Here is a 16,590-nt window from a genome sequence, read left to right as displayed (position 1 = left end):
TGATTAGGACGGATGGTGAGCAATGGCGACACTGAAACCAGAAGTGAAAGCCTTCATCGTTCAGGCCCTGGCATGTTACGACACCCCGTCCCAGGTGGTCGATGAAGTCCAGAAAGAATTCAAGCTGAAGATCTCTCGTCAGCAGGTCGAATCACACGACCCCACGAAGGCTAGCGGCAAAGGTCTGGCGGAGAAGTGGGTTGAGCTATTCAAAGCTACCCGCACCCGTTTCCAGACCGAAATCACCGACATCCCGATCGCCAACAAAGCCTATCGACTGCGCGCGCTTGACCGAATGATGACCAAGGCCGAATCGATGAGAAACATGGCGCTGGCTTCATCCCTGATAGAGCAGGCAGCTAAAGAGGTTGGCGATGCTTACACCAACCGGCAGAAGGTTGAGCACACCAGTCCTGATGGCAGCATGAGCCAGCGGCCGACAACAATCAGACTGGTAGGGGTAGAGCCAACTAATGGAAAATCAGGTTGATCTGCCTATCCCCGCCAAGCTAGTACCTGTTTTCGCTACGCCAGATGTGCGTTATCGCGGCGCCCATGGTGGTCGCGGTTCTGCAAAAACCAGAACGTTTGCCCTGATGAGCGCAGTGAAAGCATACGAAGCTGCAGAGAGCGGCAGGAGTGGCGTGATCCTCTGCGGGCGTGAGTACATGAACTCGCTTGAAGAATCCTCGATGGAGGAGGTGAAGCAGGCGATACGCTCTGTGCCATGGCTGGATGATTATTTCGATATTGGTGAGAAGTACATCCGCACCAAGAATCGCCGCGTGAGTTACGTTTTCTGCGGCCTGCGACACAACCTGGACAGCATTAAATCCAAAGCGCGCATCTTAGTCGCCTGGGTTGATGAGGCTGAATCTGTTTCATCCACTGCCTGGAAGAAGCTTCGTCCTACCGTCCGTGAAAAGGGTTCCGAAATCTGGGTTACATGGAACCCGGAGAAAGACGGCAGCGCCACCGACAAGATGTTCAGGAAGAACCCGCCAAAAAGCTCAATGATCGTTGAGATGAATTATGGCGATAACCCATGGTTCCCTGAAGTGCTTGAGGAAGAGCGCCTTGAGGATTTGGCTAACCTCAATTACGCCGATTATGCGTGGATCTGGGAAGGTGCTTACCTTGAAAACTCTGACAAGCAGGTGCTGGCTAATCGCTATGTAGTGCAGGACTTCGCGTCCGACCTGTGGCAAAAGGCTGAGAGACTGCTGTTCGGTGCTGACTTCGGCTTTGCGAAAGACCCCAGCACGCTGCTGCGCATGTTCATCCTCGATAATTGCCTGTACATAGAGCATGAAGCCTACGGAATTGGCGTTGAGCTTGATGACATGTGGAAGTTTTATGCGGGCAAGGATGAAGCCAAGCAAAAGCAGCTCGAAGAATGGAAAGTTACTGATGACGCCAAATACCCTGGCGTACCACAATCACGTAAATGGCCTATCAAGGCTGATAACTCCCGCCCTGAAACAATCAGCCATATTAAGAATCAGGGCTTCAACATTTCAGCTGCACAAAAGTGGCAAGGAAGTGTTGAGGACGGCATAACCTGCCTGCGCGGCTTCAAGCAGATCGTAATCCATTCACGCTGCAAAGAAACAGCCAAAGAGGCTCGCCTTTATTCCTACAAAACAGACCGTGTAACTGGCGAGGTACTTCCTGTAATCGAGGATAAGCACAACCACTGCTGGGATGCGGCTCGTTACGGGCTGGACGGTTACATCAAGCACAAGCCTCAATCGATGGGCATGATGCTTCCAAAACGCCTGCAAGGCAGATGATTATGACTGAGAAGTGCAAGTGCGCAGGTTGCGAAAGAAAGCGTAAAGGCTGGCCTGGCTATCAACCTTGCTCCTCCAAAACCCCATTAGGTGAAACCCTGCCGCCACCCAAGCGACCATAACGGACAAACCATGACTGACAAATTAACGCTCGCCGTCAATCACGCGCTGAATGACGTCAGGCTTGCCCGTGCGCGGGAGATGGCATTTAACCCAAGCATGGGTCTGGATGCGAAGCGTGAGAGCGCCTGGTGCGAATATGGCTTCAAAGACAATCTCGAATTTAATGACCTCTACAAATTGTACCGTCGCGGCGGCATCGCTCACGGTGCAGTTAACAAACTGGTTTCGAATTGCTGGAAAACAAACCCGCAGGTAATTGAAGGTGAGCAGTCCGATGAATCCCGCGAATTAACCGCGTGGGAGCGGGCAAGTATCCAGGTATTCACGCACCGATTCTGGCGAGCATTCGCTAAAGCCGACGCCCGTCGTCTGGTTGGCCGCTGGGCTGGCATCCTGCTGCACATTAAGGACAGCAAGAACTGGGATCAGCCTGTTGTTAAGGGAAAGGCTCTGCAGAAGATAACTCCTGTATGGGCTAGCGCGCTGAAGGTTGGTTCTCGCGATGGCAACGGCTCCATCACCATGTGGCAGTACACCGAATCACTTTCTGATGGCAGCACTGCGCAGCGCAACATTCACCCTGACCGCGTACTGATTATCGGTGATATGTCAGATGACGAAATCGGCTTTCTCGAGCCTGGCTATAACGCCTGCGTCAGCCTGGAAAAAGTCGAAGGCGGATCGGGTGAGTCATTCCTGAAGAACGCCGCGCGACAGCAGAATATCAACTTCGACAAAGAGGTCGATTTCAACAATCTGGCCTCAATGTACGGCGTTTCTGTTGATGAGTTGCAGGAGCGATATAACGAAGCGGCTCGCGAGATTAACCGCGGCAATGACACGCTGCTCATCACACAGGGTGCTCAGGTCACTTCAATGGTCAACGCGGTTTCTGACCCATCACCGACCTATGACGTCAACCTGAAGACGTTCAGTGCCTCTGTGGACATGCCATCTCGAATCATCGTCGGCAACCAGTCAGGCGAGCGCGCCAGCACTGAAGACCAGATTTACTTTAATGGTCGCTGTCAGTCGCGCCGTGGTGACCTGTCGTTCGATGTTGAGGATATGGCAGACAAGCTCATATACCTGCAGATCATCAAGCCGGTGGCTAAGTTCAGCATCGTGTGGGATGAGTTAAACGAGCAGTCACCGTCCGATAAGCTCGACAGTGCCACCAAGATGAGCAGCATCAACCAGACATCTCTGGCATCTGGTGAGCAGGTATTCACCGTTGATGAGATTCGCGTGGCCGCAGGATATGAGCCAGGCGGCAGCGAGCCACTACCGGAGGATGAGGGAGATGGCGAAGCTGAAGAAGAAACCCAAACCAGCGATCCTGCCAAGCAACAAGCTTGACCCGACCGGAGTTGACCGGCTTGAGCGTGGCGCAATGCGTGACTATGCCAGGCGACTGAAGCAAATCAGCAATCGCTATATCGAGTTGCTCAACCGCATACCGGCAGAGCCCGCAGTAAACCAGCGTTACACCTTCCAGTTAGACCCGACCATGCTGTCGATGCTGTTGCAGAACGGCGATTCACTCGTTGATGAAATCCTGCTGCAGGGAGGCGAGTTCAATCCGTGGCTGTTTCAGGATTACGTGTCGCCATCGTATCAGCGCGGCACGGCGCAGGAGTTTGCCAACCTCGCGCAGCAGTCGACATCGTATGAGGCATATCGCGGCAGCGTGCAGGACATCCTTCTCAGTGATGCGTATCAAAACCGGCTGGTGCTGGTCAGGGCGCGCACGTTCGAAGAGATGAAAGGCCTGTCGGCTGATGTGAAGCAAAACCTGTCGCGCGTACTGACTTATGGCATTGGCCGGGGGCAAAACCCGAAAGAAGTAGCTAGGCGAATTCGCGATCAGATAGGCATTGAGCAGGGGCGGGCTAACCGCATTGCCCGAACCGAGATAACAACGGCGCTACGCCGCGCGCGCTGGGATGAGCACGACTCAGCCAGTGACGATCTCGGGCTTAACGTCATGCTGCTGCACCTGTCTGCATTGAGCCCCACAACGCGCCAGACGCACGCTCTACGGCACGGCAAGCTCTACACCTCTGAAGAGGTGCGCGACTGGTACAGCGTCAATGGCAACGCGATCAACTGTAAGTGCTCTCAGGTCACCGTCCTGGTAGATGAGAAGGGCGTACCACTCAACTCATCCGTCATCGATATCGCCAAAAAAGAGTTTACCCAGACATGGGGCAAACGCATGGCAACCAACAAAACACATCACTGCTGCGACCATAAGCACGCGGCCTAATCGAGAGATAACCATGACTATGCAGGTCAATGTCACCACCAGGGTGAACAGTCAGGCTATTCGCCGTGAAACGTACAACGGTCGTGAGCATCTGGTTCTGCCGAGCTACACGCTGCCGGCAAACGTTGTGATGAACGGCGGCCTTTATTCGGCATCGGAAATCGACGCTCACTATCAGGGGCTGGAAGGCACTCTTGCACCGCTTGGTCATCCGACGGTGAACGGACAGTTTGTTTCCGCCTTCTCGCCGGAAGGCATCAACGCGGGTCACATTGGCGCGTGGAACCGCAACGTTAAGAAGTCCGGCAACCGCGTTTATGCGGAGAAGTGGGTCGACACCACAGTAGCCAATCAGAGCGAAGGCGGTCGCGAACTGCTGGAGCGTGTAGCTGCAATTGAGCGTGGCGACGATGTGCCGCCGATCCACACTAGCGTTGCCGTATTCCTTGAGCAACTCGAAGCCAATGCCGATCAGAAGGCGCAGGGCATTGATTGGGTAGCGAAGATCAACGCTATGGACCATGACGCCATCCTGCTGCATGAGGTTGGCGCTGCGCAGCCAGAGCAGGGCGTTGGCCTGATGGTAAACGCTGACCAGGCTAAGGCGCTTCAGGCAAATTCAGGTGCGCTGATTGGCGAGTCATACCGCGAACGTGAGCGCCGGCTCGAACAGGCTGCGCGCGACAAGTTTGCCACCGGCCCCGACGATTACGCATGGATTGCTGACTTCACGGATTCGCAGGCGATCGTCATCCGCAACGGTGGTGATGCACAGGTTTATGGCTACAGCACCGAGAGCGGCAAAATCACCTTCGATGACACCGGCGCAAAAGTGGCGCGTCAGGAGTCATGGGTCGCCATCGCCGCCAACAAAATCAAATCTCTTTTCACTCCGCAGGAAGCTCCTGCAACAAACCATCAAACGGAGGGGGACATGCCTTTAACCAAAGAAGAACTGGAACAGATCGGCAGCATGGTTAGCGAGGCTGTGGCGACCAATACCGAGAAGGCAATCAAGCCGCTCTCTGACAAGGTTGATGCACTGCAGGCGAACCAGGACAAGCTGTCTGAAACCCTGACCGCTAACTCCCGCGCTGAAGAGCAAACCATGCGTGATGCAGTTAAAGCGGTGCATGGCGAAATCATTGCCAATGCCCTGAGCGGTGAAGCGCTGAAAGAGATGTTCAGCAAGATGGGCGAAGCCACTCAGATCGGCACCAACAACGCGCAGAAACCAGCGGTCTCTGGCGCACCAGACCCGGCTTCATACTTTGGAGGTGCAGCATAATGCCACGCTATCGCCGCGTTAATATCGACGGTCAGTCTCTGTACAAGACCGAAACCCGCGTTACTGCTGCAGCGTTGCTGCCGGGTACTGCGGCTGTCATCAACGACGACAACGAGTTTGCGCAGGCTACTGCGCTGGCCGGTCGTATCTACATCATCGACCCTGCTTACCACCAGGGGCTGAACATCACCGAGGCAGTGCCTGCTGGTGATTCCGCTGTGGGTAATTACGTCGAAGAAGGTCGCGAACTTGCTCTGCTGTGTGGCCCTGCCACCTATGGCAAGGATGACCCGATCAAGCTGGGAAGCAATGGTCAGTTCACCAAGGCAACAGCAGACACCGATTCGGTGATCGGCTACAGCCAGGACGATGCGACCATCGCGGCCAGCACCACCGATTTCATCCGCGTGCGCATGCGCGTCGGCACCGTTGCCGCTGGCGCTTAATCAGGAGACAGATAATGTATTTTACCGCTGAAACACTGGCTGCTAACAGCCGACTGCGCGGACACTGGAATGAGCTGTGGGCAAACCGCAACATCTGGAACGTGCAGCACGACATGATGGTAAACGCCTACCGTTCAAACATGACTCCTGAGATGCTGGCTGCAAATGCCGTCGGCGGCTTTACTCGCGAATTCTGGGCGGAGATTGACCGCCAGGTTATCCAGATGCGTGATCAGGAAATTGGCATGGAAATCGTCAATGACCTGATGGGCGTACAGACCGTTCTGCCAATCGGCAAAACTGCGAAACTGTATAACGTGTCTGGCGATATCGCTGATGACGTATCAATCAGCATTGATGGTCAGGCGCCGTACTCCTTCGACCATACCGATTACGGTAGCGATGGCGACCCAATCCCGGTATTCACCGCAGGTTATGGCGTCAACTGGCGTCATGCTGCTGGCCTGAGCACTGTTGGCATCGACATGTTGCTGGATGCGCAGGGCGCCAAAATGCGCAAGTTTCACAAGCGTCGTGTGAATTACTACCTAAACGGCGATGCTTCGATTTCTGTTGATGGCTACAAAGCGCAGGGCATGAAAAATCACCGCAACACGACCAAGATCAATCTTGGAAGCGGTGCAGGTGGCGCGAACATCGACCTGACCACTGCAACCCCGGCACAAGCTCTGGCTTTCTTCGGCCCGACGGGTGCGTTTGGTATTAACGCCCGCCGGAACAAAGTCACTCGCTACAGCAAGCTTTGGCTGAGTGCTGAAATCATGGCGAACCTCTCCAAGCCATATCTCATTGACGTAAATGGTGGCACCAATGCGCTGATGAGCGGCACTGTATTGGATGCGATCGCCAAGTTCATCCCGGCTGAATCAATCCAGATGACTTACGCGCTGACAGGAAATGAATTCCTTGCCTATGAGCGCCGTCAGGACGTCATTTCGCCGCTTGTTGGTATGGCCGTCGGTATTGTTCCGCTTCCGCGCCCAATGCCTCAAAGCAACTACAACAACCAGATCATGTCTGCTGAAGGCCTGCAGATTAAGAAGGACGGCGAAGGCCTGTCCGGCGTGGTCTACGGCGCCAACCTTGCTTAAGGAGCAATCATGGCTGAGAAATACGAAGTAATTAAGCCGTGGCACGGCGTGGCTAAAGGCGATGTGGTGCAACTGGAAAAGGTTCATCCGTCGCTGAAATCTCACGTCCGCAAGCTGTCGGATAAATCCTCTGCTGAGTTGACACCGGCTACGCCAACCGCCACCTCGCGCAAAGAAGCGATCGCCGCCCGCCTGACCGAGCTGGGGATTGAGTTCAAAGGCAACCTCGGCGCTGACCGACTGGCAGAGCTTCTGCCTGATGGCGAACTCGAAAAGCTTTTCCCTGCCGAATAACAGCCGCCGCGATGGCGGTTTTTTTATGCCCTCTCCGGAGGGCTGATTGTTGAGGTGAACATGATCACCACGGCTCAGGCCAAAGAGTATCTGGAGTCGGTTGGTATTACGCTGCCCGACTTCATTCTTGCCGCGCTGGTTGAGCAGGCGAACAGCATTGAAGAGTGCCTAAATGCGAATTACTCACCCGCCACCGCGCTACTCATCCAGATGTATCTGTTACGACTGATGGGGCTGGGGCAGGGCGATCGCTATATCAGCTCTCAGTCAGCCCCATCTGGTGCGTCGCGCTCGTTTCGCTATCAGTCATTTGCCGACCGCTGGAAGGGGTCATTGGCGCTTCTGCGCGGTCTGGATAAAAGCGGATGCGCTACCGCTCTGATTCCTCCAGACCCAACGCAGCAGGCATTTGCTGGGCTGTGGATTGCGAAGGGCGGCTGCATGTGTGGAGGCCGGAAATGACCTGGCAATCCCCATCAACACCGCCGAAACCATACGATCGCGTCTGGTTGAAGACATCCACAGGCCGGGAAACTACCGGCTACGTTAACAGCGCTGGTGATTGGGTGTTTAACTGCAAGCGCATTGCCGCTGAAAAGCCCACTGTAATCGGCTGGAGGGCATGACATGTCATCATTAGCCAACTGGTCATACACCGCGCAGGCGACTATCTGGAAGCCTCTCGGCAACAATGAATACGGTGATTCGCTCGGCTGGTCTGAGCCGCTGGTTATTGCCTGTGATTATCAGGGCGGCCTTTCCAAGCGTCTCGGCGCTATCGGTGGTGAGAAAGTCGTCAAAAACACCATCTGGACTGAGTATGCGCTGGCTAATACTGGCGACTACATCCTGATCGGCGCATCGACTGAGACTGACCCCATCGCCGCCGGTGCTGACGAAATCATGCAGTCAATTCAGTACGCCGACACGTTCGAGCGTACCACTGACGACTGGGCGATTATCACGGGAGTTTAGCCATGGGAATTAAAATCCGTGGAGTCGAGCAGGCCAAGAGAAACCTCGATGCTGTCATTGATGATATTCAGGGGCGCAGGGCTTTACGTGCCATCCAGAGCGTGCTGATCATCGGTTCCTCTCAGGCGGCACTTTACACGCCAATAGACACATCGACGTTACTGAACAGCCAGTATCGTGAAGTCACAGCTAGCGGGACACGCATCGTTGGTCGCGTCGGCTACTCAGCCAATTATGCCGTCTACGTGCATGACCCGAATATCCCGCAAAACTTCAGGCGCGCAACTGCGCAGAAGGAGTTCCTGACCAAGGGATTTGAGGATTCGCGCGATGCTATCACTGCGGCGATCAAGAAGGAGATGGCGCTTTGAATCCTCCAATGCACACGCGGGTGCGGAATTACCTGGTGGATGCAGGACTTACGGACGGGTTTAAAACGCAGTTGCTTGTCTGGAACGACACCGGTACAGCATCGGATAAGTTCATGGTGTTTCGCCCCAATGGTGGCAGCGCAGTGCGCAACCAGCTTGGTGCTGAATATTACGTGCTGATAGATGTGGTCGGTGCTAAAGGCGGCAATGGTGTGGTTGATGAAGTGGTTCAGTCCATAATCTCCTATGTCCAGCAAAACCCCATGTCTGATAACTGCATCGGCTATCTGCAAAACCTTGGCGGCATTCCCGCTCCCGTTCTCACCACAGAAGGCCGCCTGGTCTATCGACTCCAGTTCGTCGCCACTCACGGCGATTAGTTAAACGTCAAAGAGGAATTAAACATGGCTGAATGCCAGAACAGCAACGAACGTTTGTTCGGTGGTGCCGTAGTGCTTGAAGTTGCCGATGGCTGCAGCGATGTACTGCCGCAGGAGTCGGAATGGAAAGCGCTGGCCGCCGGCACAACAAAAGGTTTCGACTTCAGCCCGAACAGTGTCACCAGTGATGCTGATGACGGTAAAGGATATGTTGAAACTATCGTAACCAACTCGGATTTCACTATCAGTTTTGAGGGTGAAGTTCGTAAGAAGGACAAGCTTGATCAATACGGCGTGGGTCGTTTGATTAAGTATTACCACACTGAAATCTCCAACCGCCGTCAGCCTGGTATTTGGGTTCGTCTGGAATACGGTCCAATCACGTTCATTGGCTACATGAACATCACTGCTCTTAGCTCTAGCGGTGGGACCAACGACATTGTGCCAATCACCACTGAATTCAAAGTAGGTGACGCCAGCACTATTCAGGTGATCGACACGGACGAAACAATCCCTGCAACAGGCGTGACTGTTACACCGGCTACAGCATCGCTCGCCGTTGGCGCGACGCGTCAATTAACGGGCGCAGTTCAGCCAACCGATGCAACCGACCGTACCGGTACCTGGACAACCTCCGATGCTACTAAGGCCACTGTGAGCAATACAGGCCTTGTCACTGCGGTGGCAGCGGGTAGCGCGACGATTACCTTCACGTCTACCGATGGCGGATTCACTGGCACAACTGCTGTAACGGTTACCGCTTCGTAACCATTCCAAGGGGCGGCGTGCTGCCCCTGATAATGCTTATGGAGAGCATATGACACCATACAAAGAGATAGGCGAGTGCCTGGTATCAATGGGCGACCATGACTACTTTTTCCGCCCATCCTTCGCAAACATGATGCGTATTGGCGATCCGGAGTCGATTGTTCAGGCCTTTTATGACCTGCATAACGACGAGTACGCGTCCCTTATTCGGCGCTCTGTCGCGGCTTATGGTGGCATCCCTCAGTGGTTGATGGCGTACATTGCCAGGCCGCAATTCAATAAGCCCGTGATTTATTCGGCTATGAATGTGCTTTCCGCATGCTGTGATGACAATGTCAGCGCGCTGATTGGTGAGCTATGCCCAGGGCAAACTGGCCGCTGGTCATTTGTTTATCGTAAAGGCGCCATGCCTGTAACGGACATGGTGCTGATTGCTCAGTCCCTGCTTCAGCACGGCATCATTGGCAAAGCTAAAGTGCGTAAGCTTCAGCGGCACGAAGGAGCGCAGGCATCATCTGAATTTAATGCTTTCGAATACATCAGCGCAGCCCGTACTCACCTTGGAATGAGTCGGGAAGAGGCTGAGAAACTGACTATGACAGAGTTCCAGATGCTTCTGGCTGCAAAGTTCCCGGAACAGAAGGGCTTCACGAAAGAAGAATATGACGCTGTGGCTGATGACTACTTGGCGAAGAAGGCGAGGAGGTTGGCTAAAGGGTGAAGAAAACCCGGCCGAAGCCGGATTAGTTGGGTTTATTTTGCTGTGGTGCAGGTGCAGGTGCAGGTGCAGGTGCAGGTGCAGGTGCAGGCTGTTGAGTTGGGAGTTGTATTAAGACCGGCTGCTGTGATGGTTGAGGAGCGTCTTTGAGCGCAGAAATCAAACCAGGAATAGCTACCACCACAGCAATTATCACCCCAAAAATTGCCATGCGAGTGGAAATGCCTGACTGAATACCTGCTATAGCGGTATTCATGCCTGTAATCTGACCTTGAATTCCTTCAACTTTTCCATCGAAAGATTTAACTACGCCATCAACGCTATCTATTTTGCCGTCGATTTTGGCTGAAAGGGTAGAAATTGCTGTGTTGAGTTGAGCCATCTGAGTATTTTGCTGCTCTCTCCATTCAGCCATTTCTCTGCGCATCTCAGCAGATACAGCTAAAATTTCTGCCTTATTTAGAGCTAATTTTGCATCAAGCTCTTCACGATTGATGGTCATAGGTACTTCCTCAAGATCCTTACTAAATGCGTCAGGCATTACCATGCTAGGTGCTGCATCTATAGATGATTTTACATGAGGATCTGCTGTAGCGCCCAGATAGTTAGCTCTTTGAGTAGCTCGAGATATGCCAGGAAACAAACCAGAGCGGGCAAAATCTAAGCCAATCACATTTGAGTAAGCTCCACCGCTTGACGAAGCTGTATTGAGTGCATCTTCCACAGTAGACATCGTAATTATTCTTTAGCGGCATCTTTAGCAGCAGAGGCTGCAAGTATCAACGCAGCCATCTCTACAGCAACACTCAATGGCAGGGGCACGGATTGGAGGGCTTCTGCATAAAAATCCATTAAAACCGGCTCACCAGGCTCTGAAGGTAGTTCTTTTGGAACATGCAAGTGTCGAGTGAAGCTTATACGAGCGTATTCCTGACCGCTCGCGCTAAAGTCACTAATCACAAATGAGTCAGCTGTGTTATCAACATAATCTTTAGAAAGCGAAATTTCCTTACGCGGAGTGATGCTCATTTTATATCCTTTTATAACAACAGGTTAAACTGGATGCGTATATGTATCGTTGTTTTAAGATAAATCATAACTTAGAGATCAGCTTGGTTATATCCTGATAGATGATCAGTGCTTATGGTATCTGTCCTTGTGGTGTAGCATGGTTAAGCGAATCGAAGGACTAAAAAAGCCATGGACGTTAAAGACTGGATACTTGTCATTATCATTTTTGCCTGCGGCATCATTACTCTCACTGAAGCCGTATTCTTTATGCGTCGAGGCGTCTACACATTACGATTCAAAGGTACATCCCGGCGTGAATACGTTCACAGAAGTGATAGGTGCGAAGTGTACTGGCTTTACATGCTGCTTCACACTTGCGCGGGTTTCGCGATGATAGTTCTTGGCTTCTGGATTATGCAGCTGGACCCAACCGTGAACGGCTGGTATGCCGCTATTCGTGGACACTTCACTTTGTAAGTTGCCGCATCATCCAGATTTGGATAGTGCTCTCAACCCGCTCCGGCGGGTTTCTTGCTTCCCATTGCGCTCTATCCTGGCTAGGATTTGTCCCACAATATGCCCTGGGGATAATGGAATGAAGAAGTTACTTATTGGATTTGCTTTGATTGCTTCGCTGGCCGGATGCTCTAACACAAGCGGGCTTGATGCTGTGTCTGGAAAGGATAAATACACTGGTGCAAGAACAGTATCAGTGCACCCTCACGGCGCCGCCTGCATAACATCGCAATGCATTATGGTTGGCGCTTTCTGGACTGAAAGCCATAAAGACATGGCGCTGCTTACCGTCTCTCTCGCTAACACCACCGATTTTATTCGGTCAGCAGAAATAGAAATTGATGGCAAAAAATATCAACTGCGCGATGACAGTGATCTGACCCGCTATGACAGCCAAGCCACCGGGTCATCTGCTTATGTTCAGTCCAGCAAGGATTTCTTGGTCCCGCTAGACATGGTTAAGGACATTACCAAAGCTAAGAAGGCTTGGATATTCGTCAGAACCGGAAGTGGTCAAATGTCGAATGCAATTATCGACGCGCAGGGTGATAGCAAGGCCTATTACGCGCTCCAGAGGTTTGTCGCATCTCTTCCAAAGTAAGCTAACAAATAAATTGTAAAGCCCGCCTTGAGCGGGTTTTTTATTGCCCGGAGATCGTGATGTCAGAAAAAGTCGGAGATATTTATTACGAGGTTGGCGCTGACATTGCTCCACTTTTGCAAGGCTCAACGCAGGCAAATGCCGCGCTTGATGCCATCGGCAAGGGAGCAAGTAAGGCTTCAGGTAATCTCGACAACTTGGAACGATCTGCGCAAAAGACTAGTAAGGCAGTTGTTCGATCGGCAGATGATGCCAGCAACGCTTCCAAAATGATGGAGGCGCTTGGAAATGAAGTAGCCATCCTTGAAGAGAAGCAACAGAAAGGCGCCCGAGCCGCGGTAATTTTAGCTGCTGAACTACGAGCTGGAGCCAGCGCTACACAGGCACAGCGAAAAGAGATTGGTCAGCTAGCGGGTGAATTGTTTGACCTCAAACAAGCGCAGGACCAGGCCAACGCAGCACAGCAGAAATCCAATGGAATTATGGCTGGGGTTAAAACTGGACTTACAGCAATAGCTTCCGCGATCGCAATATCTCAATTGGTTCAGTACGGAAAACAGTTCCTTGAAGTTGCAGACACAATGACGCAGTTGCAGGCGCGCATTGACCGGTTGTCATCAAGTGCTAAAGAAAGTGCCACTACATTCCAGGCGCTTTCAGATATCGCTTCTGCATCAGGTTCTAGCCTGAAGGACACAGAGAAGCTTTGGGAAACACTAACCTCATCCTTGAAGAACGCCGGAGCAAGCAACGCGCAAATCCTCACACTGACCGATACCCTTCAGAAAATTGGCCGCATCGGCGGTTCTTCTACTGAAGAGATGGCTAATGCTTTACACCAGCTTGGACAGTCAATTGCAGGCGGAACGGTACGCGCGGAGGAATTTAACTCCATCATCGAGCAGATGCCTGAGTTAGCGCGACAGATGGCGGCAGGACTTGGCATCTCTGTGGGCGAACTGCGCAAGCGAATGCTTGAGGGCAAACTATCAGCAGAAGATGCGCTCAATGCCATCATGACGCAGACAGGGCTGATGAATCAGGAGTTCTCAAAGTTACCGCGCACCGTGGATCAGGCAACAAACAGCCTGACGATTTCATTTCAGGAGTTAGTGAAGCAGATAAATGACACCACTGGCACAAGCACCGGAATGGTTCATTTTATCGACTCCATCACTGCAGCAATCGACAGGCTTGCAGGCCGGGTGCCAAACGCGACACAGCAGATTTCAGACCTGAACAGCACTGCTGACATGTTTGCCCGTCGCGCAAGAACTTACTCGTTTCTTGGTCTTGATGGCTGGGCAGCACAGGCAGAGGGAATCAACGCAGTCAGTAATAAGGCTGCAGCGCTTGTAGGAGATTTGGCAGCAATCTCAAAAGCCAATGCTTCGGCAAGTAACCAACCGATAAAGATAGCTGGTGCAGGGGCCGCAGACGAACTAAGCAAACTTGAAAAGTCCACGAAGCGAAAACTGGAGTTATCCAGGTTTGAGGGCGAAGCACGCGCAAGACTGCAGGCGCAATATGATGCGGAAGATGCTGGTATCACAGACAGCAAGCGCATTAAGGCACTTCAAGACGAATATGCCGCGACAGAAAGGAATACCAGCGCGCGAAAATCCTCAGCAGCGGAAGGCAAAAAAGCTTCATCGCAGGCTGAATCAGATGCGCAAAAGTTGGAGGTTCTTCGTCAGAAGTCCGATCAGGTTGCGGACTCAACTAAAGAGCTTTCTCGTTCACAAGCCATTCTGCAGGCACAACAATCCCTAAGCAAAAGCGCAACCGATGCTCAGATTCTTCAGGCAGGAGAGTATGCGGCCAAGATATGGGACCAAAATAACGCCCTCAAGCAACAGGCACAGATCAAACAGGGTCAAAACTTTGCAAATCAGGAGGTGGCAGCTGGTAAGGCATCAGTTAACCCGCTTACTGGCGAAGCTGTTGATCCTGTTGCTCAGATTGACCAGCAAGAACAGAAAAAACTCGCAGCACTCGCAAACTATCAAGCAATTGACCTTCAAAATGCTCAATTGTATGAAGATGCGAAAACCTCTATTCAGCAACAGGCGGCCAATGCTCGCGAGCAAATTGCGATAACTGAAAGGCAGACCTACCAACAGAACATGAGCAATTTGCTTGGCGCCACATCTGACTCTGTCGGTGCAGTAGCAGATGCCATTGGGCAGGCTGCTGGTAAGTCTAGCGCTGCTTACCAAGCCATGTTCGCCATAAGCAAAGGATTCGCAGTTGCTCAGGCAGCACTTAACTTACAAACCGCCATAGGCAATGCAATGGCGCTTCCATACCCTGCAAACATTCCCGCGATTGCTCAGGCAGTTGCAGCTGGGGGGCAGATGGTCAGCGCGATTAGCAGTATTTCCTACGGCGGCGGCCGAGAAAAAGGTGGGCCCGTTGACGGAAACAGCATCTACCGGGTAGGTGAAGGCGGTAAGCCAGAAATCTTCAAGGCCAGCAATGGAAACCAGTACATGATCCCCGGCGATAACGGGTCGGTGATCAGCAATAAGGATATTGGCGGTTCGAGCGGTGGGGGCGGAGTGATTGAGCAGCATAATTACTTCACCATCACTTCTGCTACCGGAGACCCTGAAGAGTTAACCAAACAGATTGCTCAAATCTCTTACCAACAGTCACTTCGAGCCATGAAAGATCAGCAACGCCCCGGCGGAATGCTGACACAGCGTAAATAGGACATCCCATGCCAGAAACTTTCACATGGAGCCCGCAATCGGGCTTCACGGGCGAAGACACGCCTGATGTAACAGTCGTGAAGTTGGGCGATCGTTACGAACAGCGACAGGTAAATGGTATCAATCCGCTCATGGGTAAATACCCGCTGACCTTCATTGGCTATGACGATGACAAGTGCTCACGGCCAAACGTGGCAAAGGAAGTTCGAGCCTTCCTTGTCGCTCGCATGGCTGTTGAGTCGTTCTACTGGACGCCACCAGATACCGGCGTTCAGGCGCTGTATGTGTGCCGAACGTGGTCGATGCAGAAGACTCGAAGTATTTATCAATTAACTGCTACATTTGAGCAGGTTCCAAGATAACCGGGAGTATAAAGATGAATGTTGAACAACGTTTAGCAGCACTTGAAGCAGAACTTGCAGAACTAAAGGGGCAGCAGTCTGATAAGAAATCATTCTCTAAGTTGGTTCAGAAAATCACCTCAGAGACGATTAAGAATTCAATGCGACCTGGGGGGTTGTTGCACCGTTCAGAGCGGAATAAAAAAGCGGTCAAACCATCGACCGCTGCGAATGAGGTGTCAGTGAGCGTCAATTATGACAAGGAAAGAGACCGCTTACTCGACATTGCGACTACTTCATTGCGCGATTCACTGCATTTATCGCGTTTATAAAGGCGTCTTTTGTGTGAGGATCATTTCTGGCGTCGCCTTCCGCAGCTTTAGCCTGACCCTCCTTTAGACCATCCAAAAGAATTTGAGCTGCATTTTCTTTAGGCGACATCTTGTTTACTATTCGGACGATGTTAGTCAGCAAGAGACCTGACATGATTTCATGGGTGAGTAACTTTTGCCTCTGCTCTGCTAAATCTTTCTGAAGTTGTTGAATTCTGGCTTCAAAGCTTTCAATTCTCTGTTCGTCAGACATGATAATCCTTTGCCAGAGGTAATCAGCCATCCCTCATCGTTTTGTGCGTCCATGCCCCAAACATGGACGGGCTGAATACTCAAGATATCCTTATCAGTAAATCAGCAACATCCTGATATTCGATCAGTAATCATCCAATGGCTGCCGCATGGCGGCCTTAATGAGATGGTCACCTCCACCCTGTCGGGCGCTATGCTGACAGGGTGTTTTTCTTTCTGAAGGGGATCATCATGCAAAACGTATCGCTCATTGGTATCGATCTCGGCAAGCACTCATTCCATGTTC

General features: G+C 52.1%; 22 protein-coding genes. 19 read left to right on the top strand and 3 right to left on the bottom strand.

The features are described from left to right. Positions 1-22 precede the first annotated feature (22 nt). The 14 genes from F3J38_RS00110 (at position 23) to F3J38_RS00045 (ending at position 10,540) form a co-directional block, all read left to right on the top strand. Positions 23-490: a DUF2280 domain-containing protein gene (locus F3J38_RS00110; RefSeq protein WP_167133883.1), complete on the top strand. Its 468-nt coding sequence runs from the start codon at positions 23-25 to the stop codon at positions 488-490. Continuing rightward, on the top strand, positions 474-1,793 hold the full coding sequence (locus F3J38_RS00105; protein ID WP_167133880.1) for a PBSX family phage terminase large subunit: 1,320 nt from the start codon (positions 474-476) through the stop codon (positions 1,791-1,793). The genes F3J38_RS00110 and F3J38_RS00105 overlap by 17 nt, the downstream gene beginning before the upstream one ends. 132 nt (positions 1,794-1,925) lie before the next feature. Continuing rightward, positions 1,926-3,275 carry a DUF1073 domain-containing protein gene (locus F3J38_RS00100; protein WP_167133877.1) on the top strand — a complete coding sequence of 450 codons (1,350 nt, stop codon included), beginning with the start codon at positions 1,926-1,928 and terminating at the stop codon, positions 3,273-3,275. Continuing rightward, positions 3,220-4,185, top strand: a complete 966-nt coding sequence (locus F3J38_RS00095) for a phage minor head protein (protein WP_240155857.1) — start codon at positions 3,220-3,222, stop codon at positions 4,183-4,185. The genes F3J38_RS00100 and F3J38_RS00095 overlap by 56 nt, the downstream gene beginning before the upstream one ends. 13 nt (positions 4,186-4,198) lie before the next feature. Then, complete coding sequence (locus F3J38_RS00090; protein WP_167133874.1) at positions 4,199-5,473, top strand: hypothetical protein; 1,275 nt, start codon at positions 4,199-4,201, stop codon at positions 5,471-5,473. Next, complete coding sequence (locus F3J38_RS00085) at positions 5,473-5,919, top strand: gp53 minor capsid family protein (protein ID WP_167133871.1); 447 nt, start codon at positions 5,473-5,475, stop codon at positions 5,917-5,919. The genes F3J38_RS00090 and F3J38_RS00085 overlap by 1 nt, the downstream gene beginning before the upstream one ends. A gap of 14 nt (positions 5,920-5,933) precedes the next feature. After that, positions 5,934-7,031: a major capsid protein gene (locus F3J38_RS00080; RefSeq protein WP_167133868.1), complete on the top strand. Its 1,098-nt coding sequence runs from the start codon at positions 5,934-5,936 to the stop codon at positions 7,029-7,031. Between the two features lie 9 nt (positions 7,032-7,040). Continuing rightward, on the top strand, positions 7,041-7,325 hold the full coding sequence (locus tag F3J38_RS00075) for a hypothetical protein (protein ID WP_167133865.1): 285 nt from the start codon (positions 7,041-7,043) through the stop codon (positions 7,323-7,325). Positions 7,326-7,385: 60 nt separating this feature from the next. Continuing rightward, a complete protein-coding gene (locus F3J38_RS00070) occupies positions 7,386-7,787 on the top strand; it encodes a DUF7370 family protein (protein ID WP_167133863.1) in 402 nt (133 codons plus the stop codon). 165 nt (positions 7,788-7,952) lie between these two features. Then, positions 7,953-8,300, top strand: a complete 348-nt coding sequence (locus tag F3J38_RS00065) for an uL10 family ribosomal protein (RefSeq protein WP_167133860.1) — start codon at positions 7,953-7,955, stop codon at positions 8,298-8,300. Between the two features lie 2 nt (positions 8,301-8,302). Continuing rightward, positions 8,303-8,671 carry an HK97 gp10 family phage protein gene (locus F3J38_RS00060; RefSeq protein WP_167133857.1) on the top strand — a complete coding sequence of 123 codons (369 nt, stop codon included), beginning with the start codon at positions 8,303-8,305 and terminating at the stop codon, positions 8,669-8,671. Next, complete coding sequence (locus tag F3J38_RS00055; RefSeq protein ID WP_167133855.1) at positions 8,668-9,051, top strand: phage tail termination protein; 384 nt, start codon at positions 8,668-8,670, stop codon at positions 9,049-9,051. Before F3J38_RS00060 ends, F3J38_RS00055 begins: the two co-directional genes overlap by 4 nt. Before the next feature lie 24 nt (positions 9,052-9,075). Beyond that, positions 9,076-9,819, top strand: a complete 744-nt coding sequence (locus tag F3J38_RS00050) for an Ig-like domain-containing protein (protein ID WP_167133852.1) — start codon at positions 9,076-9,078, stop codon at positions 9,817-9,819. Positions 9,820-9,868: 49 nt separating this feature from the next. After that, positions 9,869-10,540 (top strand): DUF6246 family protein, encoded by a 672-nt coding sequence (locus tag F3J38_RS00045; RefSeq protein ID WP_167133849.1) that lies wholly within the window; start codon positions 9,869-9,871, stop codon positions 10,538-10,540. Between the two features lie 22 nt (positions 10,541-10,562). Here F3J38_RS00045 and F3J38_RS00040 read toward each other — a convergent pair whose 3' ends face one another. Both F3J38_RS00040 and F3J38_RS00035 read right to left on the bottom strand, forming a co-directional pair. After that, on the bottom strand, positions 10,563-11,270 hold the full coding sequence (locus tag F3J38_RS00040; protein WP_167133846.1) for a hypothetical protein: 708 nt from the start codon (positions 11,268-11,270) through the stop codon (positions 10,563-10,565). Between the two features lie 5 nt (positions 11,271-11,275). After that, positions 11,276-11,566, bottom strand: coding sequence for a hypothetical protein (locus F3J38_RS00035; RefSeq protein WP_167133843.1), 291 nt, complete (start codon positions 11,564-11,566; stop codon positions 11,276-11,278). A 171-nt stretch (positions 11,567-11,737) separates the two neighbouring features. On the opposite strand from F3J38_RS00035, the gene F3J38_RS00030 reads away from it, so the two are divergent. The 5 genes from F3J38_RS00030 to F3J38_RS00010 all read left to right on the top strand — a co-directional run bounded on the left by F3J38_RS00030 (position 11,738) and on the right by F3J38_RS00010 (position 16,052). Then, positions 11,738-12,025, top strand: a complete 288-nt coding sequence (locus F3J38_RS00030) for a DUF2542 family protein (protein ID WP_167133840.1) — start codon at positions 11,738-11,740, stop codon at positions 12,023-12,025. Positions 12,026-12,143: 118 nt separating this feature from the next. Beyond that, a complete protein-coding gene (locus tag F3J38_RS00025) occupies positions 12,144-12,665 on the top strand; it encodes a hypothetical protein (protein ID WP_167133837.1) in 522 nt (173 codons plus the stop codon). Positions 12,666-12,724: 59 nt separating this feature from the next. Then, on the top strand, positions 12,725-15,379 hold the full coding sequence (locus F3J38_RS00020; protein ID WP_167133834.1) for a tape measure protein: 2,655 nt from the start codon (positions 12,725-12,727) through the stop codon (positions 15,377-15,379). Positions 15,380-15,387: 8 nt separating this feature from the next. Beyond that, complete coding sequence (locus F3J38_RS00015) at positions 15,388-15,741, top strand: phage tail protein (protein ID WP_167133831.1); 354 nt, start codon at positions 15,388-15,390, stop codon at positions 15,739-15,741. A gap of 14 nt (positions 15,742-15,755) precedes the next feature. Further along, positions 15,756-16,052, top strand: coding sequence for a hypothetical protein (locus tag F3J38_RS00010; protein ID WP_167133829.1), 297 nt, complete (start codon positions 15,756-15,758; stop codon positions 16,050-16,052). Here the strand turns inward: F3J38_RS00010 and F3J38_RS00005 are convergent. Further along, a complete protein-coding gene (locus F3J38_RS00005) occupies positions 16,012-16,305 on the bottom strand; it encodes a hypothetical protein (RefSeq protein WP_167133826.1) in 294 nt (97 codons plus the stop codon). The two genes, F3J38_RS00010 and F3J38_RS00005, sit on opposite strands and share 41 nt — an antisense overlap. Between the last annotated feature and the right edge of the window lie 285 nt (positions 16,306-16,590).

This window comes from Candidatus Pantoea formicae, from assembly GCF_011752625.1.
GTDB lineage: Bacteria > Pseudomonadota > Gammaproteobacteria > Enterobacterales > Enterobacteriaceae > Pantoea > Pantoea formicae.
This window is presented reverse-complemented; position numbering and strand designations above follow the sequence as displayed.

Bases quoted from the DNA above. Each gene is read 5' to 3' on its own strand.
- F3J38_RS00080 (WP_167133868.1), top strand. From the start codon at position 5,934: ATGTATTTTACCGCTGAAACACTGGCTGCTAACAGCCGACTGCGCGGA.
- F3J38_RS00065 (WP_167133860.1), top strand. From the start codon at position 7,953: ATGTCATCATTAGCCAACTGGTCATACACCGCGCAGGCGACTATCTGG.
- F3J38_RS00030 (WP_167133840.1), top strand. From the start codon at position 11,738: ATGGACGTTAAAGACTGGATACTTGTCATTATCATTTTTGCCTGCGGC.
- F3J38_RS00090 (WP_167133874.1), top strand. From the start codon at position 4,199: ATGACTATGCAGGTCAATGTCACCACCAGGGTGAACAGTCAGGCTATT.
- F3J38_RS00025 (WP_167133837.1), top strand. From the start codon at position 12,144: ATGAAGAAGTTACTTATTGGATTTGCTTTGATTGCTTCGCTGGCCGGA.
- F3J38_RS00105 (WP_167133880.1), top strand. From the start codon at position 474: ATGGAAAATCAGGTTGATCTGCCTATCCCCGCCAAGCTAGTACCTGTT.
- F3J38_RS00110 (WP_167133883.1), top strand. From the start codon at position 23: ATGGCGACACTGAAACCAGAAGTGAAAGCCTTCATCGTTCAGGCCCTG.
- F3J38_RS00085 (WP_167133871.1), top strand. From the start codon at position 5,473: ATGCCACGCTATCGCCGCGTTAATATCGACGGTCAGTCTCTGTACAAG.
- F3J38_RS00005 (WP_167133826.1), bottom strand. From the start codon at position 16,305: ATGTCTGACGAACAGAGAATTGAAAGCTTTGAAGCCAGAATTCAACAA.
- F3J38_RS00020 (WP_167133834.1), top strand. From the start codon at position 12,725: ATGTCAGAAAAAGTCGGAGATATTTATTACGAGGTTGGCGCTGACATT.
- F3J38_RS00075 (WP_167133865.1), top strand. From the start codon at position 7,041: ATGGCTGAGAAATACGAAGTAATTAAGCCGTGGCACGGCGTGGCTAAA.
- F3J38_RS00010 (WP_167133829.1), top strand. From the start codon at position 15,756: ATGAATGTTGAACAACGTTTAGCAGCACTTGAAGCAGAACTTGCAGAA.
- F3J38_RS00035 (WP_167133843.1), bottom strand. From the start codon at position 11,566: ATGAGCATCACTCCGCGTAAGGAAATTTCGCTTTCTAAAGATTATGTT.
- F3J38_RS00050 (WP_167133852.1), top strand. From the start codon at position 9,076: ATGGCTGAATGCCAGAACAGCAACGAACGTTTGTTCGGTGGTGCCGTA.
- F3J38_RS00015 (WP_167133831.1), top strand. From the start codon at position 15,388: ATGCCAGAAACTTTCACATGGAGCCCGCAATCGGGCTTCACGGGCGAA.
- F3J38_RS00095 (WP_240155857.1), top strand. From the start codon at position 3,220: ATGGCGAAGCTGAAGAAGAAACCCAAACCAGCGATCCTGCCAAGCAAC.
- F3J38_RS00100 (WP_167133877.1), top strand. From the start codon at position 1,926: ATGACTGACAAATTAACGCTCGCCGTCAATCACGCGCTGAATGACGTC.
- F3J38_RS00060 (WP_167133857.1), top strand. From the start codon at position 8,303: ATGGGAATTAAAATCCGTGGAGTCGAGCAGGCCAAGAGAAACCTCGAT.
- F3J38_RS00045 (WP_167133849.1), top strand. From the start codon at position 9,869: ATGACACCATACAAAGAGATAGGCGAGTGCCTGGTATCAATGGGCGAC.
- F3J38_RS00040 (WP_167133846.1), bottom strand. From the start codon at position 11,270: ATGTCTACTGTGGAAGATGCACTCAATACAGCTTCGTCAAGCGGTGGA.
- F3J38_RS00070 (WP_167133863.1), top strand. From the start codon at position 7,386: ATGATCACCACGGCTCAGGCCAAAGAGTATCTGGAGTCGGTTGGTATT.